20 protein-coding genes are annotated in these 26,215 nt (G+C 60.8%); 10 read left to right on the top strand and 10 right to left on the bottom strand.

Features of this window, described 5'->3' with window-relative positions; all coding sequences use genetic code 11:
* Positions 1-111: 111 nt before the first annotated feature.
* Entirely contained in the window at positions 112-1,686 is a 1,575-nt protein-coding gene (locus PG888_RS04655; RefSeq protein WP_182939437.1) for a cation:proton antiporter family protein, read from the bottom strand.
* A gap of 54 nt (positions 1,687-1,740) precedes the next feature.
* Positions 1,741-2,490 carry an HAD-IIA family hydrolase gene (locus tag PG888_RS04660; RefSeq protein ID WP_043164926.1) on the bottom strand — a complete coding sequence of 250 codons (750 nt, stop codon included), beginning with the start codon at positions 2,488-2,490 and terminating at the stop codon, positions 1,741-1,743.
* A 197-nt stretch (positions 2,491-2,687) separates the two neighbouring features.
* Between PG888_RS04660 and PG888_RS04665 the strand changes: the two genes are divergently transcribed.
* On the top strand, positions 2,688-3,752 hold the full coding sequence (locus PG888_RS04665) for an adenosine deaminase (RefSeq protein ID WP_182939438.1): 1,065 nt from the start codon (positions 2,688-2,690) through the stop codon (positions 3,750-3,752).
* A gap of 113 nt (positions 3,753-3,865) precedes the next feature.
* On the opposite strand, the gene PG888_RS04670 is transcribed toward PG888_RS04665, so the two are convergent.
* From PG888_RS04670 to PG888_RS04690, 5 genes are all read right to left on the bottom strand, one after another.
* Complete coding sequence (locus PG888_RS04670; RefSeq protein ID WP_270692856.1) at positions 3,866-4,372, bottom strand: hypothetical protein; 507 nt, start codon at positions 4,370-4,372, stop codon at positions 3,866-3,868.
* Complete coding sequence (locus tag PG888_RS04675) at positions 4,356-4,853, bottom strand: alcohol dehydrogenase catalytic domain-containing protein (protein WP_232093632.1); 498 nt, start codon at positions 4,851-4,853, stop codon at positions 4,356-4,358. The genes PG888_RS04670 and PG888_RS04675 overlap by 17 nt, the downstream gene beginning before the upstream one ends.
* 147 nt (positions 4,854-5,000) lie before the next feature.
* On the bottom strand, positions 5,001-6,122 hold the full coding sequence (locus tag PG888_RS04680) for an alkene reductase (protein WP_182939439.1): 1,122 nt from the start codon (positions 6,120-6,122) through the stop codon (positions 5,001-5,003).
* A 196-nt stretch (positions 6,123-6,318) separates the two neighbouring features.
* Positions 6,319-7,854 carry a TerC family protein gene (locus tag PG888_RS04685; RefSeq protein ID WP_182939440.1) on the bottom strand — a complete coding sequence of 512 codons (1,536 nt, stop codon included), beginning with the start codon at positions 7,852-7,854 and terminating at the stop codon, positions 6,319-6,321.
* 300 nt (positions 7,855-8,154) lie between these two features.
* Entirely contained in the window at positions 8,155-9,081 is a 927-nt protein-coding gene (locus tag PG888_RS04690; RefSeq protein WP_270692848.1) for a cation diffusion facilitator family transporter, read from the bottom strand.
* Positions 9,082-9,244: 163 nt separating this feature from the next.
* On the opposite strand from PG888_RS04690, the gene ydiJ reads away from it, so the two are divergent.
* The 4 genes from ydiJ (at position 9,245) to PG888_RS04710 (ending at position 15,472) form a co-directional block, all read left to right on the top strand.
* Entirely contained in the window at positions 9,245-12,322 is a 3,078-nt protein-coding gene (ydiJ, locus tag PG888_RS04695; RefSeq protein WP_182939441.1) for a D-2-hydroxyglutarate dehydrogenase YdiJ, read from the top strand.
* Complete coding sequence (locus PG888_RS04700) at positions 12,322-12,810, top strand: hypothetical protein (RefSeq protein WP_182939442.1); 489 nt, start codon at positions 12,322-12,324, stop codon at positions 12,808-12,810. The genes ydiJ and PG888_RS04700 overlap by 1 nt, the downstream gene beginning before the upstream one ends.
* A 108-nt stretch (positions 12,811-12,918) precedes the next feature.
* Positions 12,919-13,380 (top strand): hotdog fold thioesterase, encoded by a 462-nt coding sequence (locus tag PG888_RS04705; RefSeq protein WP_182939443.1) that lies wholly within the window; start codon positions 12,919-12,921, stop codon positions 13,378-13,380.
* Positions 13,381-13,561: 181 nt separating this feature from the next.
* Positions 13,562-15,472, top strand: a complete 1,911-nt coding sequence (locus tag PG888_RS04710) for a DEAD/DEAH box helicase (RefSeq protein ID WP_182939444.1) — start codon at positions 13,562-13,564, stop codon at positions 15,470-15,472.
* A gap of 585 nt (positions 15,473-16,057) precedes the next feature.
* Here the strand turns inward: PG888_RS04710 and PG888_RS04715 are convergent.
* From PG888_RS04715 to PG888_RS04725, 3 genes are all read right to left on the bottom strand, one after another.
* Positions 16,058-17,380, bottom strand: coding sequence for a Na+/H+ antiporter family protein (locus PG888_RS04715; RefSeq protein ID WP_042657651.1), 1,323 nt, complete (start codon positions 17,378-17,380; stop codon positions 16,058-16,060).
* Between the two features lie 275 nt (positions 17,381-17,655).
* A complete protein-coding gene (gene rnt / locus PG888_RS04720; RefSeq protein WP_075113058.1) occupies positions 17,656-18,333 on the bottom strand; it encodes a ribonuclease T in 678 nt (225 codons plus the stop codon).
* A 99-nt stretch (positions 18,334-18,432) separates the two neighbouring features.
* Positions 18,433-19,176, bottom strand: coding sequence for a phosphatase PAP2 family protein (locus PG888_RS04725; RefSeq protein ID WP_182939445.1), 744 nt, complete (start codon positions 19,174-19,176; stop codon positions 18,433-18,435).
* A 247-nt stretch (positions 19,177-19,423) separates the two neighbouring features.
* On the opposite strand from PG888_RS04725, the gene PG888_RS04730 reads away from it, so the two are divergent.
* The 5 genes from PG888_RS04730 (at position 19,424) to accD (ending at position 26,213) form a co-directional block, all read left to right on the top strand.
* Positions 19,424-20,545 carry a 4-phosphoerythronate dehydrogenase gene (locus PG888_RS04730; protein WP_182939446.1) on the top strand — a complete coding sequence of 374 codons (1,122 nt, stop codon included), beginning with the start codon at positions 19,424-19,426 and terminating at the stop codon, positions 20,543-20,545.
* Between the two features lie 192 nt (positions 20,546-20,737).
* Positions 20,738-21,754, top strand: coding sequence for an aspartate-semialdehyde dehydrogenase (locus PG888_RS04735; RefSeq protein WP_182939447.1), 1,017 nt, complete (start codon positions 20,738-20,740; stop codon positions 21,752-21,754).
* Between the two features lie 270 nt (positions 21,755-22,024).
* On the top strand, positions 22,025-24,220 hold the full coding sequence (locus PG888_RS04740; RefSeq protein WP_182939448.1) for a FimV/HubP family polar landmark protein: 2,196 nt from the start codon (positions 22,025-22,027) through the stop codon (positions 24,218-24,220).
* A gap of 200 nt (positions 24,221-24,420) precedes the next feature.
* A complete protein-coding gene (gene truA / locus PG888_RS04745; protein ID WP_167565119.1) occupies positions 24,421-25,230 on the top strand; it encodes a tRNA pseudouridine(38-40) synthase TruA in 810 nt (269 codons plus the stop codon).
* Between the two features lie 119 nt (positions 25,231-25,349).
* A complete protein-coding gene (gene accD, locus PG888_RS04750) occupies positions 25,350-26,213 on the top strand; it encodes an acetyl-CoA carboxylase, carboxyltransferase subunit beta (RefSeq protein ID WP_042657645.1) in 864 nt (287 codons plus the stop codon).
* Positions 26,214-26,215 lie beyond the last annotated feature (2 nt).

Here is a 26,215-nt window from a genome sequence, read left to right on the forward strand (position 1 = left end):
GGGATATAAAAGCGGGGCCATCCAGGCCCCACGTTTGTTCGTTTTATTAAACGAGGTTGTGCATAACTTAAACGATGTGCATTCCCTTGCCAAGAGCCGCTGGCCGCAGGATCAGAGTGGCTGCAAACGGCGGATCACATGGCGGGCAAAGCCGCTGCCTGCTTCGTTGTAGACGTTGAACACCGCATCCACCCCCTGCTCCTGCAGGGAGGCTATATCATCCTCGAAGCGGACGATGGCGGCGATCTTGCCGTTGAAGCCGTGGCTGCGCAGCTTCTCGATGGCGTAGAGATTCCCCGAGTGGTGGGGCATCGCCAGCAGTACCAGATTGACCTGATTGGAGAGCAGCACCTTGTCCCAGAAGTCGGTATCGGTGGCATCCCCCTCGATGACGTTCATCCCCTGGGCGCGCAGGGTGGGCAGCTTCTCGCTGTCGTTCTCCACCCCGAGAATGACGTTGCCGTATTTGTTCTCCAGCTCGAAGTAGGCTCCCTGACCAATCCGTCCCATGCCGAGGATGATCACCTCGGCATCGCCCAGCTCGATGGGCCTGTCTTCCGGATGGAGGTTGCTCGCCTGCAATCCTCGCAGCCAGTGGCCGATGCGGTGGTAAATGCGCTCGCTCTGGGCATTGAGCGGGGCCGAGATCATAAAGCTCGCCGCCAGCGCCAGCGAGACCGCCACCAGCCACTCGTGGGAGATCCAGCCCGCCTTGGCGGCGATGGCCGCGACAATGAGGCCAAACTCCGAGAAGTTGGTGAGCGCCAGGGTGGAGAGCAGGGCGGTACGCACCCGCAGGTGGGCACCGCTATAGACCAGATAGTAGAGCGCGCTTTTGAGCGGCAGGGCCAGCACCAGCGCCAGTGCCAGCAGCATGGTGTCGTGGGTTGGCAGGCCGTTGAGGCCGATGGTGAGAAAGAAGCAGACCAGAAAGAGGTCCTTGAGGTTGAAGAGCGCCTTGGCCAGCCCTGCCGCAGCCGGATGGGAGGCGAGCAGCATGCCGATGATCAGTGCACCGAGATCCGGCTTGAGGCCGACCACTTCAAAACCGGCGGCTCCCACTACCAGCGCCAGAAACACTCCGAACAGCACCTGCAACTCGCCGTGACCGGCCCGCTCCAAGAGCTTGAACAACAGCGGGCGCAGCAGCGGCAATCCCAGCACCCAGAGCGCCCAGATACTGGGCAACTTGCCACTGGAGAACGCCAGAAAGGCCACGGCGAACACATCCTGCATTACCAGCACCCCGATGGCGATGCGGGCGTAGAGGGCATTCATGTCGCTGCGATCTTCCAGCACCTTGACAGCAAAGACAGTGCTGGAGAAGGAGAGGGCAAAGCCCAGCAGCAGCGCCAGCTTCCAGTCCAGTGACAGGGCGAGGTGGAGCCCCAGTCCCTTGCAGACCAGCAGCACCACGGTAAAGAGCAGGGTGGAGAGTAGCAGGTGCAGGCTGGTGGTGCCCCACACATCGCGCCGCATCAGGGTCTTGATATTGAGCTTGAGGCCGATGGTGAACAGCAGCAGGGTGACGCCGAGATCGGCCACCTCGCTCAAGGCGGGAGTATTTTCATATCCCATGCCGTTGAGGATAAAACCGGCGGCCAGAAAGCCGAGCAGGGGGGGCAGGCCAATCAGATTGACTACCATGCCGCAGCCAAAGGCCACGGCGATCAGAATGGGTTCCATAACAGATCCTGCAAGGGCAGTTGAGACCTGCCCTGTTTAACGCTTGGGTGGTGATTAGACGATATCGATGTCGACCACGGAGTCGAAAATATGGTTCGGTCGAAACGGCATGCGGTCGATATCCGCCACCTTGCTCACCCCGGAGAGCACCAGCACCGTCTCGAGACCCGCCTGAAAGCCCGCCAGAATGTCGGTGCGCAGGTTGTCGCCGATGATGATGGTGTCGTCGGAGTGGGCCTCCATCCGGTTGAGCGCCGCACGGATGATCCAGGCGCTCGGCTTGCCGACATAAAACGGCTTCTTGCCGGTCATCCGCTCGATGGGGGCGCACAGGGCGCCGCAGGCCGGGTGCATCATGGGGCCGTGGGTATCGGGGTTGGTGGCGATAAAGCGGGCCCCCTGATCGACGAACTTGGCGCCCAGTTGCATCATGGTCCAGTTGTAGTTGCGGGTCTCGCCCACCACCACGAAGTCGGGGTCGATGTCGGTGATGGTGAAACCGGCCTTGTAGAGCTCGTGGGTCAGTGCCCCTTCACCGATCACATAGGCCTTCTTGCCATCCTGACGTTTGAGGAAGTCGGCGGTGCCCATGGCAGAGGTGTAGAAGCACTCCTCCGGCACTTCGATACCTGCGGAGCGGAAGCGGTTTTGCAGATCTTTCTGGGTCTGGGCCGGGTAGTTGGTGAGAAACAGCAGCTTGCTGCCCTGCTCCAGCAGGCGATGGACGAAACGGTCGGCACCGGGGATGAGATCGTTGTTGTGCAGGATGACACCGTCGATATCGCAGATGACGTTCTTCTTCATGAAAACTCCTTGTCAGGGCGCAGGCGAGCCGCCAATCGTTAAGATGTTCAATCATTTATGATTTTTGTGACGCCATTATAAGTCTGTTTGATGACAAGTCTCCCCTGTCTCGCCACTTCGGTGCACAATAAAGCTGCCGTCGGGTCAGTCTGGTGGAGGGGCTGACGCCGGATCACTTTGCTGATGGAGCCGTCGCTATGGACACCCCAATTCCCAAGCCAGTCACAACCGAACACCTCACCGCCGCGCAATTTATCGCCGGACTGCCGAAACTGGAGCTGCACTTGCATATCGAGGGCAGCCTCGAACCCGAGCTGATGTTTGAGCTGGGCCGCCGCAACGGCGTGCCACTGCCCTGGCCCGATGTCGCCAGCGTGCGCGCCGCCTATGACTTTGACTGCCTGCAATCCTTTCTCGATCTCTACTATCGCGGTGCCAGCGTGCTCATTACCGAGCAGGACTTTTTCGACCTCACCTGGGCCTATCTTGAGCATTGCGCCGCCGACAAGGTGGTGCATGTGGAGATCTTCTTCGACCCGCAGACTCACACCGCTCGCGGTATCCCCTTTGCGACTGTGCTGAGTGGCATCGAGCGGGCGCTGCAGACCGGGGAGAAGGAGTTTGGCATCAGCTGGCGGCTGATCATGAGCTTCTTGCGCCACCTCAGTGAAGAGGAGGCATTCGCGACGTTGGCAGAGGCTGAGCCCTTCCTTTCGCGCATTCACGGCATCGGTCTTGACTCGGGGGAGAAGGGCAATCCGCCCAGCAAGTTTGCCCGGGTCTTTGCCCGCTGCCGCGAGCTGGGGTTGCCGGTGGTGGCCCATGCTGGTGAAGAGGGGCCTGCCGACTACATCTGGCAGGCGATCAACGAGCTGCAGGTGTGCCGCATCGATCATGGGGTGCGCTCGGCCGATGATCCCGAGTTGCTGCGTTATCTGGCCGATACCCGGCTGCCGCTCACCGTCTGCCCCCTCTCCAATACCCGGCTCAAGGTGTTTGGCAATATGGCCCAGCACAATGTGTTGCGGCTGCTGGAGCAGGGGCTCTGCGTCACCATCAACTCGGACGATCCCGCTTACTTCGGTGGCTACATGGGGGCCAATTTTGCGGCGCTGGCCGATGGCCTCGGCGCGACCATGAGTCAGCTCTGCCGCTTGTCGCTCAATGCCGTTGAGGCGAGCTGGCTCTCTCTGGCGGACAAGGCGCGGCTGACCCGCGAGATCCGTGGCTATGCCGCGACCCACGGGGTGATCCTGCACTGAGTCAGGCGCCAATGCCCTCGATATGAAAAGCAGTTGATATAAACAGAGGCCCGCCATGACTGGCGGGCCTCTCTTATTTCAAAGGCTGGTGTGGTTTCTGGAGGACGGCAGTATTACGCCACTCGCACCAAAAACTTTTCGCCCCGTCCTTCGCGCTTGAAGCGCTCGAGCAGGGTGGGCAGCGCCTCGAAGTTGCCGATCACCAGCGGCGGCAGGGTCAGCTCACCGCTCGCCATTTTCCCCATCATGGCGACACCGGCAGCCACCAGTCGGCTCCACTGCTTGTCGGTGCCAAAGGCGTGCTGGGCACCGAGCGCAATCTCGTGCAAGGAGTGGCAATGGCTAAAGGCGGGCAGCGGGTTGTGCGGGATGCGCCCGAGCACCGTCACCATATGGCCATAGTAGCCAAGGGCGGGCAGCAAGCTTTCTGCCTGTTGGCTGGAGACCAGATCGATGATCCCCTCAAACGGCTCGTGACCGTTGGCCGCTTGCAGGGTGGCCAGCCACTCCGGATCCCGATAATCGGCCACTCCCTGCACCCCGATCTGTTTGAGCCACTGATGGTGGCGTGGGCTGGCGCTGGCAAAGACTCGCGCTCCCTGTTTAAGGGCCAGCTGCACCGCAAAGCGGCCGACACTGCTGCCCGCGCCAGTGATAAGCAGCGCTTCGCCGTGCAGGCGTGGCAGCTTGGCCAGCGCCTGCCAGGCGGTGAGGCCGGGGACAGGGCAGGGCGGCCGCCGCCTCGTCACTCAGGGCATCGGGCACCGGCAGCAGGGCGCGCGCCGGTACCCGGGTGTGGCGGGCAAAGCTGCCGTGGTGGCGCAGGTCGGTGTGGTAGGCGACCCGGGTGCCGAGACGCAGATGGCTGACGTTGGCGCCGAGCGCCACGATAGTGCCCATGCCATCGACGCCGGGCACCTGACCATCCTGCCAGTTGGAGTGGCCATATTCGATCAGCTTCCAGTCCACCGGATTGAAGGCGATGACCCGGTTGGCTACCAGCACCTCGTCAGGGGCGAGCGGCGCTAAAGAAAGTTCGGTCAGGGTGAGCTGCTCTGGCTCGCCTGGGGCATGCCAACACCAGGCTTGGGTGTGATTCATGGGGACTCCTTGTGAAAGCTAGGGGGAGAGAACAACGAGATCATTGCAACAGCAAGAGAGTGAAACTGCCACTGCTGCGAATGGGCAGCAATACGGCAGGCCCCAACCTGTGGGGCCTGCTTTAAGTGTCCGGTTGGCCATCGGCAATCAGCGGTGGGTGGCTGCGTCATCGGCCTGATAGACGGGGTAGTCGGTCAGCCCCTTCTCGCCGCCGCCAAACAGGGTGGCCGGATCGTGGGGGGCCAGTGGATAGCCGTGGCGCAGCCGGTTCGGCAGATCCGGGTTGGCGACGAAGGGGCGGCCAAAGCCAATCATGTCGGCCCAGCCCGCTTCGAGGGCGGCGCGCGCACGGGCCCCATCATATTTACCGGCATAGATCAGGGTGTTGGGGAAGGCATCCCGCAGACCCTGCTTGAAGTTCTCCGGCATCAGGGGGGCATCGTCCCAGTCCGCTTCGGCAATGTGCAGGTAGGTGACATTGAGCTGGCCCAGCAGGCGGGCAGCCGCCAGATAGGTCTCCTGTGGATTGGCATCCACGGTGCCGTTGAGGGTGGTGAGCGGCGCAAGACGCACCCCAACCCGATCGGCGCCGATCTCGCTACTGACCGCTTCGGTTACCTCTTTGAGGAAACGCAGCCGGTTCTGAAGCGAGCCGCCGTAGCTGTCGGTGCGGGCGTTGGATTCGGAGTCGAGGAACTGGTTGATGAGGTAGCCGTTGGCAGCGTGCAGCTCGATGCCGTCAAAACCGGCGCTGATGGCGTTGCGAGCCGCCTGACGGAACTGGCCCATTACCGCATCGATATCATCTTGAGTCATGGCACGCGGGGTGACGGTCTCGACAAAACCCGGCGCATCGCTGCCGTTATCGACGAACACCTTGACGCCCGTGGCCGCAATGGCTGACGAGGAGATGGGCTGGGCGCCGCCAATGTTGTCGGGATGGGTGACCCGGCCGACGTGCCAGAGCTGGGCGAAGATGGTGCCGCCCTTGGCGTGCACGGCATCGGTCACCCCCTTCCAGCCAGCGATCTGCTCGGCGCTGTAGATCCCCGGCGTCCAGGCGTAGCCCTTGCCCATGGGGTCGATCTGGGTGCCTTCGCTGATGATCAGGCCCGCTTCGGCGCGCTGGGCGTAGTAGCTGGCCATCATGGCGTTGGCCACGTCACCGGGCTGACTGGCACGGGAGCGGGTCATGGGGGGCATGACGATGCGGTTGGCAAGGTGCAGCTGGCCGAGGCGCAGCGGGCAGAACAGGTGATCGTGGCTCATCTTGAGTTCCTCATGGTGGAAGTGAGGCCACTTTATGCCGCCATCTTGTTGTGAAAAAGATGGGTAATTGCACAAGAGAATTGCGTTTGATGCAGCAATCAGCGCAAACCGCCGAGAGAGGCGGTGTTGAGGCATAAGGTTGAAGCATAAAAAAGAGGGCCGTCTGGCCCTCTTCAGTTTTTTGCTGGTGGCAGGCTCAAGCCGCGCCAGGCATCACTTTCACTCGTTCGATGCGCCGCTCGCTCACCTCGATCACCTCAAAGTTGAGCTGCTGCAGTTGCAGCTGCTGGCCCGGGGTGGGCAGGGTGCCGAAGTGGGAGAGCAGCATGCCCGCCAGGGTCACGTATTCGTCGCTCTCGCTCACCAGCCCCTCGTGCTCCAGCACCTGCTCCACATGGTGGATGTTGGTGCTGCCGTTGATCAGCCACCCTTCGCCATCACGCACGATATCCGGGGTTTCATCCTCGTCCGGCAGCTCGCCGACGATGGCCTCCAGCAGATCGTGGGTGGTGACCAGCCCCTGAATGACGCCAAACTCATCGGAGACCAGGATGAGGCTCCCCTTGGCTTTGCGCAGCTCCGCCAGCAGGCGGATCACGTTGATGGTCTGCGGCACGATAATGGGATCGTTCTGCTTGGCCAGTTCGCTTAAGGATTGCCCTTCATTCAAGGCAAACAGCAGGTCGCGCGCCTTGAGCACCCCGATCACCTCGTCCAGATCCCCGTCACAGATGGGAAACAGGCTGTGGGGCTCGCGCTGCAGCAGGGCGCGGATCTCGTCGCTGGAGTCGTTGATATCGATCCAGGCCATCTCGGAGCGCGGGGTCATGATGGTGCGAATGGATCGCTCGGCCAGCGACAACACGCCGGTCACCATGTAGCGCTCCTCCTCGCCAAAGCTCAGCGGCGCAGGCGCCGGTGCGTCCAGATCGTCATCCGGCTGATCCTGATAGGCCTTGCTGCCCATCAGCTTGAAGATGGCCGCAGTGGTGCGCTCGCGCAGCGGCTGTTTGGCTTCGTGGCGCTCGGCGCTGCGCTGGGCCAGCTGGTTGAAAAACTCGATCAGCACCGAGAAGCCGATGGCCGCGTAGAGGTAACCCTTCGGAATGTGGAAGCCGAAGCCCTCTGCCACCAGGCTGAAGCCGATCATCAGCAGGAAGCTCAGACAGAGCACCACCACGGTCGGGTGAGCGTTGACGAAGCGGGTCAGCGGCTTGGAGGCGAGCACCATCACCACCATGGCGATGGTCACGGCGGCCATCATGACGCCCAGGTGTTCCACCATGCCGACGGCAGTGATGATGGAGTCGAGCGAGAAGACCGCATCGAGCACCAGGATCTGGGCGATCACCACGCCGAAGCTGGCGTAGGCGCCGACCGGGCCATCGTCATGGGGTTTGGCCTCCAGCCGCTCATGCAGCTCGGAGGTGGCCTTGAACAGCAGGAACAGGCCGCCCCCCATCAGGATCAGGTCCCGACCGGAGAAGGGGTGATCCCACAGATGCAAAATCGGGGTGGTCAGGGTGACCAGCCATGACATCACGCTCAGCAGCGCGAGTCGCATCAGCAGGGCCAGCGACAGGCCGATGATGCGCGCCCTGTCCCGCTGGGCGGGGGGCAGTTTTTTCACCAGGATGGCGATGAAGACCAGGTTGTCGATCCCCAGCACGATTTCCAGAATGATCAGGGTAAACAGACCAATCCAGATATGGGGATCCAGCAGCAATTCCATTGTATGACCTCAATAAAAACAGACAGAGCAAACAGTGATCACGGCGCGCGATGGCCGCAGTAACAGCAAGGCAAAGGTGTTATTCAGAGGCGCTGATGAAGCAGATAAAGATAGGCTTTGACAGAAAGGGACGAAGGGCAACTTCGGGGATTGTCCATGATGGGCAATAAAACCTCGGGTAAAAAATGAGCCCTGATGATAACGATTGGCGCCAATTTGGCAAGTGCAGCATCAACGGGGCGTGACGGGGCTGTGATGAGACAGAGGGAGGCGGCCACGCCGCGCTCCCCCGTGCGGTCGTTACAACCAGCGCTTTTCGCGGGTGAAGCAGACCGAGAGCCAGGCATCGCCCAGGGTATCGCCGAGGCGGGACCAGAGCTCATGGCGCAGGGCATCCTGCCGTTCGACCGGCCAATCCTGATCCGGTGCCACCAGAATGTTCAATTCCAGATCGAAGCGGCGACCGCTTTTCGCCAGATGGCTGTAGCACTCGAAGCCATAACGCTGGCGCAGCGTCTCTATTTCCCGCTCGACGTGCTGTGACACATCGCCCTTGGGGGCAATTTTGAATACTTCCCGCAGGTTTCTGCTCAGCACCTTGATGGGAATGAGGGTGGCACAGAGGGCCAGCAGCGAGACCAGCACCGGGTCTATGTAGCGGTTGTATTGGCCGTGGCCGATGGCATCCAGACCAATGGCGACCAGAAAACCGACCAGCAGGGTGGCACTTAAAATGGTATCGACCAGCCACTCCTCGGAATCAACGCGCACCAGTTCGGAGTTGAACTGCTTGGCCAAGCGGGCTTCGACCAGATAAAGCAGCGAACAGAGGAAGGTGGAAATGGCCGCACAGATGAGGACGTGACCGAGGTTGATCTCGCGGCCACCCTCCAGCAGGGTGGTGATGCCGTTATAGAGTGCACCCAGGCAGAGCAGCAAGATGATGAGGCCGTTGATCACGTTGGCGATGGGTTCGAAGTGGGCGTAGCCGTACTGGAAGCGCTCATCGTAGGGACGGGTAACGAAGTAGGCCGTGACCAGACCCAGACCTGTCATACCCATGCTGAACAGGCTGAAAATACCGTCGAGCATGATGGCGTGGGAGCCGACCAGCAGACCGTAGCCAATACCGAAGATGGCAAAGGCGATGCTGCCGATGAGTGACAGGGTGAGCGCCTGCTTCTCGGTGGTGATAAGCGTACTGATAACATGGCTGGGGTGAGCCATAAAAGTCCTCCTTTCAAATGGTGAATATTGCCAAGCGCAAGCGGTTTTCTAGCTGATATACTGCCCGCTCACATGTGAGCGGACTGGCCTGATTGCCATTGACAGGCGGCCAGTCGTAGTCGCCGGCGTGCCGGCATCAAGCAAAGGATGGGAACAAGGATTCATGATCCCGAGACTCGATTACCAGGACAGTTTGTCACCCGCAACCCTGCAGTTTCTTGAGTTGCTAGAGCGCAGCGCATTTCGTGGTGATATCGAAAAGTCTTATGCAAGCCGGTTGGCGATGGCGACGGATAACAGCGTCTATCAGGTAGTACCTCAGGCGGTTCTCTATCCGCGCAGTGCGGACGACATAGCAGCAATGCTCAAGCTGGCCGCAGAGCCGGCGTTCGCTTCCTTGAGTTTTTTTCCTCGTGGTGGCGGTACCGGCACCAATGGTCAGTCATTGGGCGGCGGCATTATCGTCGATCTCTCCCGTTATATGAACCAGATCATGGAAATTAATCTGGAGGAGGGGTGGGTGCGCGCCCAGGCCGGGGTGGTGAAAGACCAGCTCAACGCCTGGCTCAAGCCTCACGGCTACTTCTTCTCGCCGGATCTCTCCACCTCCAACCGCGCCACCTTAGGGGGCATGATCAACACCGATGCCTCGGGGCAGGGGTCACTGGTCTACGGCAAAACCTCGGATCACGTGCTCGGCCTGAAAGCCGTGTTGGAGAACGGTGACATCATGGTCACCGAGCCGGTCAATGGCTCCCGTCTTGAGGACAAGCTGGCCCTCGAAACTCGGGAAGGGGAGATCTATCGCACCCTCTATCGCATCGGCAAGGAGCGGCGCGCCGACATCGAGGCGACGTTCCCCAAGCTCAACCGCTTTCTGACCGGTTACGATCTCAAGCACCTTTATCAACCGGATACAGATACGCTGGATGTGAGCCGGGTGCTGTGCGGATCGGAAGGGTCCCTGGGCTTTATCACCGAAGCCAGACTCAACATCACACCGATCCCGCGCTACCGCACGCTCGTTAACGTCAAGTACGACAGCTTCCCCTCCGCCCTGCGCAACGCCCCCTTTATGGTGCAGGCGCAGGCCCTCTCGGTGGAGACGGTGGACTCCCGGGTGCTGGGACTGGCCCGCGCCGACATCATCTGGCATTCGGTCAAAGAACTTATTCAGGATGTGCCCGGCAAGGATCTGCAGGGGCTCAACATCGTCGAGTTTGCCGATACCGACGAGGCGGAACACAAGGCCAAGGTGGCTGAGCTCTGTCGCCGTATCGATGCACTGCTGGCCAAGGGCGAGGCGGGGATCATCGGCTATCAGGTGTGTGACCACCTGCCGAGCATCGAGACCATCTACACCATGCGCAAGAAGTCGGTGGGACTGCTGGGCAACGCCGAAGGTCGCAAGAAGCCGGTGGCCTTTACCGAAGATACTGCCGTGCCGCCAGAGTCGCTGGCCGATTTCATCATGGAGTTTCGTGCCCTGCTGGACGCCCACGGCCTCGACTACGGCATGTTCGGCCATGTCGATGCCGGTGTGCTGCACGTGCGTCCGGCGTTGGATCTCTGTGACCCGGAGCAGGAGGTACTGCTGCGCCGCATCTCCGATCAGGTGGTGGCGCTCACCGCCAAATATGGCGGCCTGATGTGGGGGGAGCACGGCAAGGGCTTTCGCTCCGAATACAGCCCCGCCTTCTTTGGCGAGCTGTGGGAAGAGCTGCAGCGGGTCAAGGGGGCGTTCGATCCGGCCAACCGTATCAACCCGGGCAAGATCTGCATCCCCTATGGCAGCGGCGCCGAGCTGGTGTCGGTCGATGGTCCCAAGCGCGGCAAGTATGACCGCCAGATCCCGCTCGCGGTGCGCACCAGCTACACCCGCGCCATGGATTGCAACGGCAACGGTCTCTGTTTCACCTTCGAGACCGATTCCCCCATGTGCCCCTCGGTCAAGATCAGCCGCGATCGCCGCCACTCCCCCAAGGGGCGAGCGGGCCTGATGCGCGAATGGCTGCGCCAGCTGGCGGAGCAGGGCTTCGATCCGCTGGCAGAAGAGGTGGCACTGCAATCCGGTGGCGTGCGCTTCAAGCAGCTGGTGGACAAGGTGCGCAACAGCTGGGCCAAACAGCGTGGTGAGTATGACTTTTCCCACGAGGTGATGGAGGCGATGGCGGGCTGTCTGGCCTGCAAGGCGTGCACCAGCCAGTGCCCGATCAAGGTGGATGTGCCCGATTTTCGCGCCCGCTTTATGCAGCTTTATCACGGTCGCTACCTGCGCGCGCCGAAGGATTACTTTGTCGGCACCGTCGAAAGCTATGCGCCGCTGCTCGCCAAAGCGCCGAAGCTGGTCAACTTTTTCCTCGAAAAAGAGTGGGCCCAGAAGGCGACCGAGAAGAGCATCGGCATGGTGGATGTGCCGCTCTTGAGCGTGCCGACCCTGGCCGAGAGCCTGCACGATAACCGCGCCCGCTATTTTGATCTGCCGGGACTGGAGCGGATGAGCGCCGAGCAACGCAAGCAGGTGGTGCTCATCGTGCAGGATCCCTTCACCAGCTATTACGATGCCCCCGTGGTGCGCGATCTGGTGAAACTTGCCAGCAAGCTCGGGTTCCAGCCCTACCTGCTGCCCTTCAAACCCAACGGCAAACCCCAGCATATCAAGGGGTTCCTGCGCGCCTTTGCCCGCACTGCCGCCAACAGCGCCCAGTTCCTCAACAAGGTGGCGGCGCTCGGCATCCCCATGGTGGGGGTGGATCCGGCCATGGTGCTCTGCTATCGCGACGAATATGCCAAGGCGTTGGGGTCGGCCCGAGGCGATTTTCAGGTGTTGCTACCACAGGAGTGGTTGCTCTCGCTGCCAGCAGAGCTGCTGCCCGTTAACACCAACAAGGCAAAGTGCGAGGAGGGGAGTGAACCCGAGCCCTGGTATCTGTTTGCTCACTGCACCGAGAAGACCGCCAAGCCCTCGACCCACGGCGACTGGAGCACCCTGTTCGGCCGCTTCGGGGCCAGTTTGCAGCCGGTCTCTGTGGGTTGCTGCGGCATGGCAGGCACCTATGGTCACGACGTCAAACAGGTGGAAAACTCCAAGGGCATTTATGGGCTGAGCTGGGCCGACCCGCTCGCCCGTCTGCCCAAAGCGCGCTGCTTGGCGACCGGTTATTCGTGCCGCAGTCAGGTCAAGCGAATGGAGGGGGAGAAGCTCAAACATCCATTGCAGGCCCTGCTGGAGCTGCTCTGATGCTGATGTTTCCCAAGCGGTTTCGGGTGCCGAAGGCCTATCGGCACCCGCGTTTCTTGCTGTTACCCGCCACTCCCGCTCAGGCGGTGGTGGAGTTTGTCGCCATGTTGCGCGAGCGCGAGCAGCTTCATCAGCTGTTTCGCCCGAACGATATATGGCCCTCCGCCCACTTCAGCCTGAGCCAGCACGAAGGCGATCTGGAGTGGCAGCAGTCGGAGTTTCTGGCCAAGCGCTCCTTTGCCTATGGCCTCTGGAGCCCGGATCGGGAGCCGCAATTCTGGGGCGGGGTTTACCTCTACCCATCGGTGCTGCCGGAGGTGGCGGTGGAGCTCTTCTTCTGGAAGGTTGCCGAGGCGCCCATCACGGATGAGGAGCTGGAAACGCAGCTGCGCGACTGGCTCGCCAGGGTGTGGCAGTGGCCGGAACCCCGTCTGCCGGGGCGAGAGGTGCCGTGGGCCGAGTGGCCCGGAGTCACTTATCCCTGGTGACGCAAGGTGGTTGCCAGGATGCCCCGATCGGGGCATCTTTTTTTCTTTGTCTTTTTCGCCGACACTGCTCGCGTTTAACCCATTGATTACATAAGGAGTCTGCTCGCCATGAGTCAAGAAAATGCCCCCATCTGGCGCAAGCCCATGAGTCTGGAGGGGCTCAATGCCACCTCTCGCAACACCCTGATGGCCCATCTCGACATCGTCTATACCGGCTTTGGCCCGGACTGCCTGGAAGCGACCATGCCGGTGGATCACCGTACCCACCAGCCCCTTGGCATGCTCCACGGGGGCGCGTCAGTGGTATTGGCAGAAACCCTGGGATCGCTGGCAGCCAACATGGCGGTGGGACCAGATAGCTACTGCGTGGGACTGGAGGTGAATGCCAACCATCTGCGGGCCAAGCGGGAAGGGGTGGTGACCGGTCGTTGCGCGCCGCTGCATCTGGGGGCGACGACTCAGGTGTGGCAGATTGAAATTCGGGACGAACGGGGACGTTTATTGTGTACCAGCCGACTGACGATGGCGGTGCTCAAACACAAGCGGGGCAAGGACTCCAGCGAGGAGTGACCTGCAATAACGCACCAGTAGTGAAAAATAAGCAAGCCATAGTCGCAAGATCCCTCTATAATTGCCAACGTCTTGAGAGGCTTATCACATTTTTCAAGACAGCAGAACAAAGTGGCGCTATAATCGCCGCCTTTTTGCTATTCCGCGGTGCTTAGCCGCCTGCCTTAATCTGGAAGAATCTATGTCTGATACCGAACAACTGCCCCTTTTTAGTGAGCTTGGACTGGCCGCGCCTGTATTGAAAGCGCTGCAAGACGTGGGCTATGAGCGCCCGTCACCGATCCAGGCCGCAGCAATTCCCCACCTGATGGCGGGACACGATCTGCTGGGGCAGGCGCAAACCGGTACAGGGAAGACCGCTGCTTTTGCCTTGCCTCTGTTGTCTCGTCTGGAAGCTGGTAACCGCAACACTCAGGTTTTGGTGCTGGCTCCGACCCGTGAACTGGCCCTGCAGGTTGCCGAGGCGTGCCAACGTTACGCCAAGCACATGCCTGACTTCCACGTCCTGCCGATCTACGGCGGTTCCTCTTACGAAACCCAGACCCGCGCCCTGCGTCGCGGTGCCCAGGTTGTCGTCGGTACCCCGGGTCGTGTGATGGATCTGATCCGTCGCAAGAACCTGGACCTCTCCGGCCTGAAAGCCCTGGTACTGGACGAAGCCGATGAAATGCTGCGTATGGGCTTCATCGACGACGTGGACTGGATCATGGAGCAGTGCCCGGCCACCCGTCAGGTTGCCCTGTTCTCCGCTACCATGCCGGACCAGATCCGTCGCGTTGCCCAGAAACACCTGAAGCAGCCGAAAGAGATCAAGATCATCACCAAGACGTCCACTGCACCGACCATCCGCCAGCGTTACTGGCAGGTAACCGGTCTGCACAAGCTGGACGCCATGACCCGTCTGCTGGAAGTCGAACCGTACGAAGCCGTACTGGTCTTCGTGCGCACCAAGAATGCTGCCGAAGAGCTGGCTGGCAAACTGGCCGCTCGTGGCCACGCCTGTGAAGCGCTGCACGGTGACATCCCGCAGAAACTGCGTGAGCGTACCGTTGACAAGCTGCGTCAAGGCCAGCTGGACATCCTGATCGCCACCGACGTCGTCGCTCGTGGTCTGGACGTTGAGCGTATCACTCACGTAGTGAACTACGACATTCCGTACGACACCGAATCCTACGTACACCGTATCGGCCGTACCGGTCGTGCCGGTCGTAAAGGTGAAGCCATCCTGTTCGTTGCTCCCCGTGAGCGTCGCATGCTGCGCGCCATCGAGCACGCTACTCGTCAGGCCATCGAGCCGATGAAGATGCCGAGCACCGAGGACATCAACCAGCACCGTCTGACCAAGTTCAAAGAGCGCATCCGGGAAACCATGATGGGTGAAGAGCTCGAGATCTATGTGAACCTGGTTAACGAGCTGATCGAAGAAGATTCTGCCGATCCGCTGGAGCTGGCTGCCGCACTGGCCAAGCTGGTACAGGGCGACCAACCGCTGCTGCTGGATGACTCCATCCCGGATCCGCTGCTGAATGCCAGCAACGATCGTGGTGGTCGTGATTTCGACCGTCGTGACGGTGGCCGCGATTTCGGTGCCCGTGACTTCGGCGACCGTGGTGATCGTCCTGCCCGTCGCATGCCGTCCCTCGAGCCGCGTCCGCTGAAAGACAACCCGGATGTGGAGATGGAGCGTTACCGCGTAGACGTGGGTGCCCATCACGGCGTCAAGCCGGGCCAGATTGTTGGCGCCATCGCCAACGAAGCGAACATCGAGAGCCGTTTCATCGGCAACATCGACATCGCCGATGACTTCTCCACCGTCGATCTGCCGAAAGGCATGACCGCCGATGTACTGGAAGTGATCAAGAAAGCCCGTGTTTGCCAGCGTCCGCTGCAGATCACCCGCTACACCGAAGTGCCGGCCGGTAGCAACACTGCTCCCCGTCCTCCGCGCAGCGATCGCCCTTTCAACAAGGACCGTCCTTTCAACAAGGATCGCCGTCCCCAGGGTGACCGCCCGTTCAACAAGAGCGGTGAGCGCCGTGAAGGTGGCTTCAACAAAGATCGCAAATTCAGTGGCAAGCGTCGCGAAAGCTGATTGCTGACCCCGTTATGAAGAAGGCCGCTCATTGAGCGGCCTTTTTTTGTGCCTGCGGTTTGCCCTCTGTTCTTACTGAACGCCAGGGTGGCATAAGGCGTTGTGGGTAGAGCGCATGATGGCCGCTATTTGATAACTGGATGCCGGGGAGAGAGAACGCCTTTTCTATTCAACAGGCGGTTGTGACGTGGTCGGGTGTCATCCGCTGTTCTGCCATAGCGCAGGACGGGCAGCCGTTTCTCTGTATTGGCAAGCGTTGAGCGAACCGATAGTGCTGCGCGATAGTACTGCGATAGTACAGCGACAGTGCAGCGCATCCTTGTGCAATCCACTGGAGCGAGCGGGAGACCCGCACTCTTTATGAGTTCAAGGTTGGTGTGCGCTTGGGCGGATGGTTGGACGGGGAGTGACAGCATTGCGCCCAGTGACTCCGGCAGTCGTAAGCGATGGCGGTGAGTTGCTCAGAAGGCCTATCTGGCTGGCGGCCACTATTCATGTCGAGCGGGGGACTGGTTGGCGTCAATGAAGAAGGCGACCTTCAGGTCGCCTTCTTGTTGTGCATGGTGGCCGCTGCCAGCGGGGCTATCAGAGCACCATGGCGGCAATCCAGCCGAAGATCACCAGCGGGATGTTGTAGTGAATAAAGGTGGGTACCACGCTGTCCCAGATATGGTCGTGCTGACCATCGGCGTTGAGGCCGGAGGTCGGGCCCAGGGTCGAGTCGGAGGCCGGTGAACCCGCATCCCCCAGCGCGCCGGCGGTACCGACCAGTGCGATGATCGCCATCGGTGAGAAGCCAAGCTGCAGACAGAGCGGCACATAGATGGTGGCGATGATGGGCACGGTGGAGAAAGAGGAGCCGATCCCCATGGTGATGAGCAGGCCCACCAGCAGCATCAGGAAGGCGGCGATGCCCTTGTTCTGGCCGATGCCGGAGGCGACCACCTGAACCAGCGTATCGACGCCGTGGGTTGCCTTCATCACGGCAGCAAAGCCGGCGGCGGAGATCATGATGAAGCCGATCAGCGACATCATGCGCACCCCCTGGGTGAAGGCATCCTGGCTTTCGCGAAACTTGATGACGCCACCGCAGGTGAAGATGACAAAACCGGCCAGCGCACCCAGCACGATGCTGTTGGTCATCAGTTGCAGCCCCAGTGCCACGCCAATGGCCAGCAGAGCGACCCAGATGTGGGTGAGATTGAGTTCAACGGTCTCAGGCTCCGCATCCAGGATCTTGGCGAGATCGTACTGGCGCGGTTTGCGATAGCTGATGAACACTGCGATCAGCAGGCCCAGCAACATACCGGCGACCGGAATGGCCATCGCCAGCGGGATCTGGCTGGTGGTGATGGGCACGCCGTTATCGATCAGGTTCTTGGCCAGAATGTTGTTCAGGAAGATGCCACCAAAGCCGACCGGCAGCACCATATAGGTGGCTGTCAGGCCAAAGGTGATGACACAGGCAACCTGACGACGGTCGATCTGCATCTGCGCCATCACATGCAGCAGCGGCGGGATCAGGATGGGAATAAAGGCGATATGAACCGGGATCAGGTTCTGGGACGAGATGGCCACGGCCAGCACGGAACAGAGCAGCAGGGTCTTGACCCACATGATGCGGGTCGAGCTGGCATCCTTGCCTAACTGGCTGATCACCTTGCGGGCCAGCAGGTCGGTGATCCCGGAGCGGGAGATGGCAACCGCAAAGGCGCCCAGCATGGCGTAGGAGAGGGCAATCTCGGCGCCACCGCCCAGGCCACCGCTGAAGGTGGTGAGGGTATCGGTCAACGACAGCCCGCCGACCAGGCCGCCAGCAATGGCCCCCAGCGCCAGCGAGACCACCACATTGATCCGCAGCAGACTGAGCACCAGCATCAGCCCGACTGCGATAACAACTGGATTCATTTGATTTCCTTATAGTTTGTTATTGCTGTCTGTCATGTGAAGGGGAGTTAGTTTGCGAAAAATGTGACAAATGTCGAGAAAAAAATCAGTCAACCCCCTCATATCGCAGCAGCATCTGGCACAAGGTGGATCAAAATGAGGGTTTGTGGCCGGTTTGTCTCAGTGCATTGCGCGCGCAGCGGTTGATCGTGACGTTGATGGTGCTTTCTTGTGCGCAGAGCGATCAATCACGCCCCCGAAAACAACGAAGGCTGCCTGTGGCAGCCTTCATCCGTTTATGCCTGCACGTCGTCATCGGCAGGGGTATCCGGCGTGTCGTCATCCGGATGCGCTGGTGGCCAGCCCCCCATGCTCTTCCAGCGGTTGACGATATGACAGAACAGCTCGGTGGTGCGCTCGGTGTCATAGAGGGCAGAGTGCGCCTCTTTATTGTCAAACGGGATGCGGGCGCTCTGACACGCCTTGGCCAGCACGGTCTGACCCAGCGCCAGCCCGGAGAGGGCAGCGGTGTCGAAGGTGGCAAACGGGTGGAACGGATTGCGCTTGAGGCCAGCCCGTTCGGCGGCGGCCATCACGAAGCCGTGATCGAAGGTGGCGTTGTGGGCCACTATGATGGCGCGGCCGCAATCCTGCTCCTTCATCCCCTTGCGGATCCCCTTGAAGATCTCGGTCAGTGCCTCTTTCTCCGAGACAGCGCCACGCAACGGGTTGTAAGGATCGATGCCGGTGAACTCCAGCGCGGCCTTTTCCAGGTTGGCCCCTTCGAAGGGCTCGACATGAAAGTGGAACACTTGGTCGGGAACGAGCCAGCCCTGCTCATCCATTTTCAGGGTGTAAGCCGCGATTTCGAGTAAAGCATCGGTCTTGGCGTTGAACCCGGCTGTTTCAACATCGATGACGACGGGGTAAAAACCACGGAAACGGCCCTTGAGGGTATGAACTGCGTCGGTCATGGGATCTCGGTCGGGATAAAATGAGGCGGCATTATGGCAAAAAAGCACAGGCTTGTCCTCCCATCCCACGCAGGAAGCCTGTGCAAGATGGCGCTGGATTCAATATCTGTGCAGCCACCAGCGGGCGGCGATCAGCGCCGTGAAAGTGCCAAGCAGGGCGCTGGTCAGCACATCCATCGGCCAGTGCATCCCCATCACCATGCGCGACAGGCCAATCCCCAGCGCCCACAGCGGTAGCAGCCAGACACCTGTGGGGGCGCGGGCCAGCCAGATGAGGCCGAAAAACTGGGCCAGGCTGATGGCGGCGATGCTGTGGCCAGAGGGGAAGGCGTAATTTACCTCCTTTTGCCAGTGGTGGCCGAGCCACTCGGGCAGGGCCAGCAGCTGGCTGGCGGCGTGAACCTGTTCGCTGCGCACCTCGACGCTACTGGCATAGAAGCTCTTGATGGCCGGGATCAGCGCCTGACTCTCCAGCCAGAGCAGGTAGGGTCTGGGCTCCTCGGTCAGATGTTTGATCAGGCTCTTGAGCACCCAGTCGCTGGCAAGCAGGGCCGCCAGTGCACACCCCAGCGCAATGAAGGGGGCCAGCTCCAGTTTGAGTTTGTAGCGGGTCAGCAGCAGCAAGAGGGCGCCACTGACTCCGATCCCGGGAATATCGACCATACGGGTGAGGGCGTATGACCACCATAACCAGCCAGCTTGCAGCGAGCCGGTCAGAAACGGTTGCCAGGGCAGCGTGGCGAGTAGCAGCAGGGGCAGGATCAACAGTGCACTGAATCCGAGCACCTGACTGCGGGTGAGTGAGGTGGTTGACGCTGGGAGCGACGGGGCGTGTTGCGGCATGGTGGGTATGGGCGATCGCGAAAAAGAGGGGCATTGTGCCACCGTGACATGCCCGGACAAAGCCGAGCAGTCAGTTTGTTACCTCTGCTTACACATTTGTGGCGAAAAACCCTGTTTGAACGGGTGGATGGGGCGGCCGCCGAACAATGTGGCCCCCTTTCGCGCCGGATTGCATCACAGGCTGAAATCTCGGGCGGCTTTGCGCTAGAATGGCGCCCCCGTGGCGGTTGTGACCAAAGAGAGCCCGATGAAGATAGTCGTTGATGAGAATATGCCCCATGCCGTGGAGCTGTTTGCCGAATTTGGCGAGGTGATCCCCTTGCCCGGACGGCAGATGCAGGCCCGCGATCTGCTGGATGCCGATGTGCTGCTGGTGCGCTCGGTCACCCGCGTCAACGGCGATTTGCTGGCGACCAGCCCGAAACTCGGGTTTGTCGGCACCGCTACTATCGGCACCGACCATGTGGACAAGGCGCTGCTGGCGAGCCGCAATATTTCTTTCTTCAGCGCCCCAGGTTGCAACAAGTATTCGGTGGGGGACTATGTGCTCTCCGCCCTGCTGGTGCTGGCGGAGCGTTACGAACTCGACCTCTCGGCCATGACGCTGGCGGTGATTGGCGCGGGCAATACCGGCGAGTGCGTGGCTGGCAAGGCCCAAGCGCTCGGCATGCGGGTGCTGCGCTGCGATCCGCCCAAGGCACGGGATAATCCTGATGCGGGTTTTGTCGACTACCAGACCGCCCTTGGCGCCGATATCGTCAGCTTCCACGTGCCCATTACCCGCGAAGGGCAGGATGCCACCTACCATCTGCTGGATGCCGAGCAGATTGCCGCCCGTCCTGCCGGGCAGATCCTGATCAACGCCTCCCGAGGCGAGGTGTGGGATAACCGGGCCCTGCTGGCGCGTCAGTTGAGCGATGCGCCATTGCGACTGGTGATGGATGTGTGGGAGAACGAGCCCGAGCCACTGGCAGAGCTGGTGCCCCATACCGAGATTGCCACCCCCCATATCGCCGGTTACAGCCTGGAGGGGAAAGCGCGCGGCACCTGGATGCTCTATCAGGCGCTCTGCCAGCAGCTGGGGCGCGAGCCTCGTCAGGATTTGAGTCAGCTCTTGCCTGCCCCCGATGTGCAGGTGGTGGTGCCGGGCCGAGTGCCGGATCAGGCGCTGATCAAGCAGCTGGTGCATCTGGTCTATGATGTGCGCCGCGATGATGCCCGTTTTCGGGCCAGAGTCGGCCAGCCCGGCAGCTTTGACGAGCAGCGCAAACACTATCCCGAGCGCCGTGAACTATCCTCCCTGCAGATCGATGGGGAGTTTGCCGACAAGGCGCTGGGCGCGTTGGGATTTGCGCTGTCACGCCCCTGAACGGGGGCAAATTGTTGGAAGATAACCGGACGGGGTGAGCCGCGCTGGCCACACCGACCCCATTTTTTACTGAGCTGGCGCAGATGCTACTGCGCCGGTTCAGCCATATCAGGCAGCGTCATCTCGCAGCGCGAGAGCCTGCCGACCATGGCGCCAGCCGGTGCCATTGCAGCATTATCAGAGGAGAACAGAATGAGCCAGCAGTTTAACGTAGCGGTATTGGGTGCCAGCGGCGCCGTGGGTCAGGCGATGATCGAGATCCTGGAAGAGCGCGAATTTCCGGTAGCGACCCTCTATCCGCTGGCTTCCAGCCGTAGCGCCGGTGATACCGTGCGTTTTGGCGGCAAGAACCTCGAGATCCTCGATGTGGAGGAGTTTGACTGGAGCCAGGTGCAGATCGCGCTGTTCTCCGCCGGTGCCGAGGTCTCTGCCAAGTGGGCGCCGATTGCTGCCGAGCTCGGCTGCATCGTCATCGACAACACCTCCTGCTTCCGTTATGACGAAGATATCCCGCTGGTGATCCCGGAAGTGAACCCGGACGCGCTGGCCGATTTTCGCAATCGCAACATCATCGCCAACCCCAACTGCTCCACCATCCAGATGCTGGTGGCCCTGAAGCCGCTGCACGATGAAGTGGGGATCGCCCGTATCAACGTGGCCACTTATCAATCCGTGTCAGGCTCGGGTAAAGAAGGGGTCAGCGAGCTGGCAGGCCAGACCGCGCAGCTGCTCAACGGTCGCCCGGTGGAACCGACCATCTATCCGCAACAGATCGCCTTTAACCTGATCCCGCAGATCGACAGCTTCACCGATAACGGCTACACCCGTGAAGAGATGAAGATGGTGTGGGAAACCCAGAAGATCCTGGGCGATGCCAGCATTGCCGTGAACCCCACCTGTGTGCGGGTACCGGTCTTCTACGGCCACGCCGAGGCGGTACACGTCGAACTGCATCAGCCGCTCGATGCCGAACAGGTCAAGGATCTGCTGCGCAATGCGCCGGGCGTGACCCTGTTTGATGACGAAGGGGATTATCCGACCCCGGTGCGTGACGCAACCGGCAAGGATGAGGTGCTGGTTGGTCGGGTGCGCCAGGATATTTCTCATCCGAGTGGTATCAATATGTGGATCGTGGCCGATAACGTTCGTAAGGGCGCGGCAACCAACAGTGTACAGATTGCCGAGCTGCTGGTTCGCGACTATCTGTAAAGCTGGATGATGCCACCGATGCGCAGCAGGGAGTGCTGCGCATCCGGCCGGTGAGTACTGCGGGGTGTGACCCATGCCGCACTCCGCCACTTCAAGATTCTGTTGCGATATCAACTGATTAAGTTTTTTCCTACACTCAGAGTCAAGTTGGGTGCTAAATGTGTCGGACTGCTGGCTTGCTAGGCGAGCCTGATTTATATTGAACCGACTGTTTTGGGGTAACTATCCAGATTTTTCAATGCGATAGGGCCGTCATACGAAGGAACGAATATGGGACATTCCCGCATAACATTGGCAACGCTACTCGCATTGGGTCTGCTGGGCACCGTCCAGGCTGAAGACTCGGCGCGGGAGCCTTTTTTTGTCGAGCTAAAAGGCCCTGACGAACCTGCACCTCCCGCCGTCAATTCCCAGCCGCTGGCGCAACCGGTCGCCAGACCCGTGGCGCAGCCGGTGCGCGCAACCGCCGAGCCGGTGGTGCGTCAGGCCACGGCCAATGCCGGTAGCTATGGCCCTGTTCGTCCGACCGATACCCTCTGGAGTCTGGCGAGCAAATATCGCCCCTCTACGAGTGTCAGCGTCTACCAGACCATGGTGGCGATTTACGAGAAAAACCCCCGCAGTTTTGCCGATGGCAATATCAACCACATTCTGGTGGGTTCCCGCATTTTGCTGCCGACCGTGGCCGAGGCGAGCGTCATCACCGATGCCCAGGCGCGCGCCAAATTCCGCAGCGACAACGCCAGCTGGAAAGGGCTGAGCCCCAAATATCTGGCCAACAAGCAGGCCCACACGGCCAAACCGGTTGCCGTCAAACCTGCGAAGGTTGAGGCGGCCAAATCCGAGCCGGTGAAAGCTGCCCCGGCACCGCTGCCGGTGGCGAAAGCCGCACCCATTCCTGCGCCTGTTGTGGCACCGCAACCGGCTGCTGAAACCAAAGAAGTGGCCAAGGTGAGCGAGCCCGCGCCGAAAGAGGCAGTGGCTCCCGCGCCTGTACCAAGCGCTGCAGAAGGCACTACACCGGCGCCTCTGCCTTCCGATCTGGATAAACCGGTCGGCAAACCTGCCACCGAGATGGCGCTGGCACTGGAAGATGCCAATGCCCAGCTCGGCCAGGTGACCGAAATGAACCACAGGCTCAAGCTGCGCCTGCAATCGCTGACCGAAGAGGTGGAGACCCTCAAGGCCCAGCTGCAGGATCAGACTGCGCTGCAAAAAGAGATTGCCGAGCTCAAAGCCCAGCCGGTTCCGCCGGTGGTCGCTGCGCCCGAGCCCAAGCAAAATTGGCTGATGGATCTGCTCGCCTCACCGCTCAACCTCGCCATGATCATCTTGCTGCCGGTGTTGCTGGTGCTGGCACTGGTGACCCTCTGGCTGCGGGCCCGTGCCCGTCGCGAGCTGGAAGAGCAGGAGAAGAGCCTCTCCGAATCCACTGCGATGATGATGGATCAGGAGCAGAGCGAATTTGATGATCTGCTGAGCGTCGATGTGACCGACAATGAGCCGGTGCGCCCGCTACCGGATCTCAACACCCCCGATGGCTTCATGCCGGTTGAACCGGACAAGCCGGACCTGGATCTGGTGTTCAGCGACGATGGCGAAATGGATCTGCAAGGCTTCGAGCCGGAGCGGATGGCGGCCCAGCCAGCCAGTCGTGACCCGGATCTGGTGCCGGATCTCGATCTCTCGCTGGATGAGCCGATCGCGCTGGCCAACGAGCCCGCCATGGATCTGGCCAGCGAGTTCAATCCCAAGCCCAAGGCCGCTGATGAAGTCATGAGCGAAGAGGAGCTGCAGGCCGCCCTGTTTGCCGAGCTGGATGCGGATCTCTCTGCCGACCTCGAGCCCGATTTGAACTCCATTGACGAAGTCGGCGCCGCTGACGACGATCTGGCCAGCTTCGATCTCGGCGAGTTCGAAAATGCCTTCGACGAGCCCGCCGCTGGCAAAGATGACAACGCCATTGATCTCAGTGCCGACGAGAGTGCCGATGCGATGCTGGCCGAGCTCGGTCTTGAGCCGGCCAAGGCGAAGACGGCGAAGGACGCCGAGCTGGATCTGGAGTGGGATCCCAACGAGCTGGCGCTCTCCGATTTCGAAGATGCGTTCGCCGAGGTGGAATCTCATCCGGCCGATGTGCAGCCCCGTGAGCAAGCGCAGGAGAGCGGCTACGTCGAGATCGACAAGCTGCTGGCCGAGGCCGATGCCAGCACCACTGAGCAGGAGCCTTATCAGGGATTTTCGCTGGATGTGGGGCTCGATGGCTTCCCCGAGGTGCTGCCGGAATCCACCGGGTTTGATGTGGATGCCGACGACGGCGGTGTGGGTGCCAAGCTGGATCTGGCCCGTGCCTACCTCGAGATTGATGACAAGGATAGCGCCCGCGAGCTGCTGCAAGAGGCGGCAGAGCAGGGCAGCGATCACCAGCGCGCCGAAGCCGAGAAGTTGCTCAAGCGGTTGGGCTAAATCAATTCCCATCACGGGATCAGCAAAACGAGGGCAGCCAGCGGGCTGCCCTCTTTTTTTGGCGAGTTGCGATGGGGCGAGGGTGGCCATGCAAGCTGGCCATCCAGGCCAATTGCGCGTGTGGTGGGACTTTTCGGGCTGAGCGCGTATAATCCGCCCCGTTTCTTTCACTGCGTTTTCACAACAAGACAAGTTTATCCATGCGAATTGCCCTAGGTATTGAATATGACGGCAGCCGATATTTCGGCTGGCAGCGTCAGCGTGAAGTGATCAGCGTGCAGGCTGAACTGGAGACGGCTCTGAGCCGGATTGCCAACCACCCTGTCTCCATCCAGTGTGCCGGACGCACCGATGCCGGTGTCCATGCCACCGGCCAGGTGATCCACTTCGATACCGAGGCGAACCGCGCCGAGGGCGCCTGGACCCTGGGGCTCAATTCCAACCTGCCGCCGGATATCGCCGTGCGCTGGGTCAAGCCGGTGGACGAGAGCTTCCACGCCCGCTTCAGCGCCACCGCCCGTCGCTACCGCTATGTCATTTACAACCACAACTACCGGCCGGCGATCCTCGGCAGTGGCGTCAGTCACTATCACGAGACCATCGATGCCGAGCTGATGCACCAGGCGGGCCAGAGCCTGCTGGGGGAGCACGACTTCAGCACCTTCCGTGCCGTCGCCTGCCAATCCAACACCCCGTGGCGCAATGTGACTCATCTGTGCGTCAGCCGCTCCGGCCCCTACATCGTGCTCGACATCAAGGCCAACGCCTTCCTGCACCACATGGTACGCAACATCACCGGCTCCCTGCTGCTGGTGGGGCAGGGGCTCAAACCGGTGGAGTGGATTGCCGAGGTGCTGGCTGCCAAGGATCGCAATCTGGCCGGGCCGACCGCCAAGGCAGGTGGCCTCTATCTGGTCGACGTCGATTACCCGGCCGAGTTTGCTCTGCCGCAGTTGCCGCTCGGCCCACTGTGGCTGCCGGACTCGGCACCGGGTACGACCAGTTTTTAGTAACTGCGCCCGAAAAATTGTGGTTTAATGACCCGTCATTTGTTGCCATCGAGCTAGTAAGTCATTGAACAATCTAGGCTCGATGCGTTTTGTCAGGCACAAAAGCATTAAGGAATTCCATGAGCTGGCTTGAGAAGATTCTTCCCAAGAGCAAGATCACTGCGCCCCGTCGTCACAACATTCCGGAAGGGGTGTGGACCAAGTGCAGTGCTTGTGAACAGGTGCTCTACCGGGCAGAGTTGGAGCGCAACCTCGAAGTGTGCCCCAAGTGTGATCATCATATGCGTATCAGCGCCCGCGCCCGTCTCGAGAGCTTCCTCGATGAGCAGGGTCGTACCGAGATCGGTGCCGAGCTGGAGCCGCAGGATGTACTGAAATTCAAGGATTCCAAGCGCTACAAGGATCGTTTGTCCGCCGCCCAGAAAGATACGGCAGAGAAAGATGCGCTGGTGGTGATGAAAGGGACCCTCAAAGGGGTGCCGGTTGTCGCCTGTTCGTTCGAATTCTCCTTCATGGGTGGCTCCATGGCCTCTGTGGTCGGTGCCCGCTTCGTGCGCGCCGTTGAGGAGTGCATCAAGGAAGGTCGCGGTCTGGTCTGCTTCTCCGCCTCTGGTGGTGCTCGCATGCAGGAAGCGCTGTTCTCCCTGATGCAGATGGCCAAGACCAGTGCGGCGCTGGACAGACTCACCAAGGCGGGCCTGCCCTATATCTCCGTGCTGACCGACCCCACCATGGGTGGCGTCTCCGCCAGTCTGGCAATGCTGGGTGACATCAACGTGGGCGAGCCCAAGGCGCTGATCGGCTTTGCTGGCCCGCGTGTTATCGAGCAGACCGTACGCGAGAAGCTGCCTGAAGGCTTCCAGCGCTCCGAGTTCCTGCTGGAAAAGGGTGCCATCGATATCATCATCGATCGCCGCGAAATGCGTAACCGTCTGGCCAGCCTGCTCGCCAAAATGCTGAATACTCACGTCATCGAAGAGTGAAG

This window comes from Aeromonas sp. QDB23 (assembly GCF_027707745.1).
GTDB lineage: Bacteria > Pseudomonadota > Gammaproteobacteria > Enterobacterales > Aeromonadaceae > Aeromonas > Aeromonas allosaccharophila.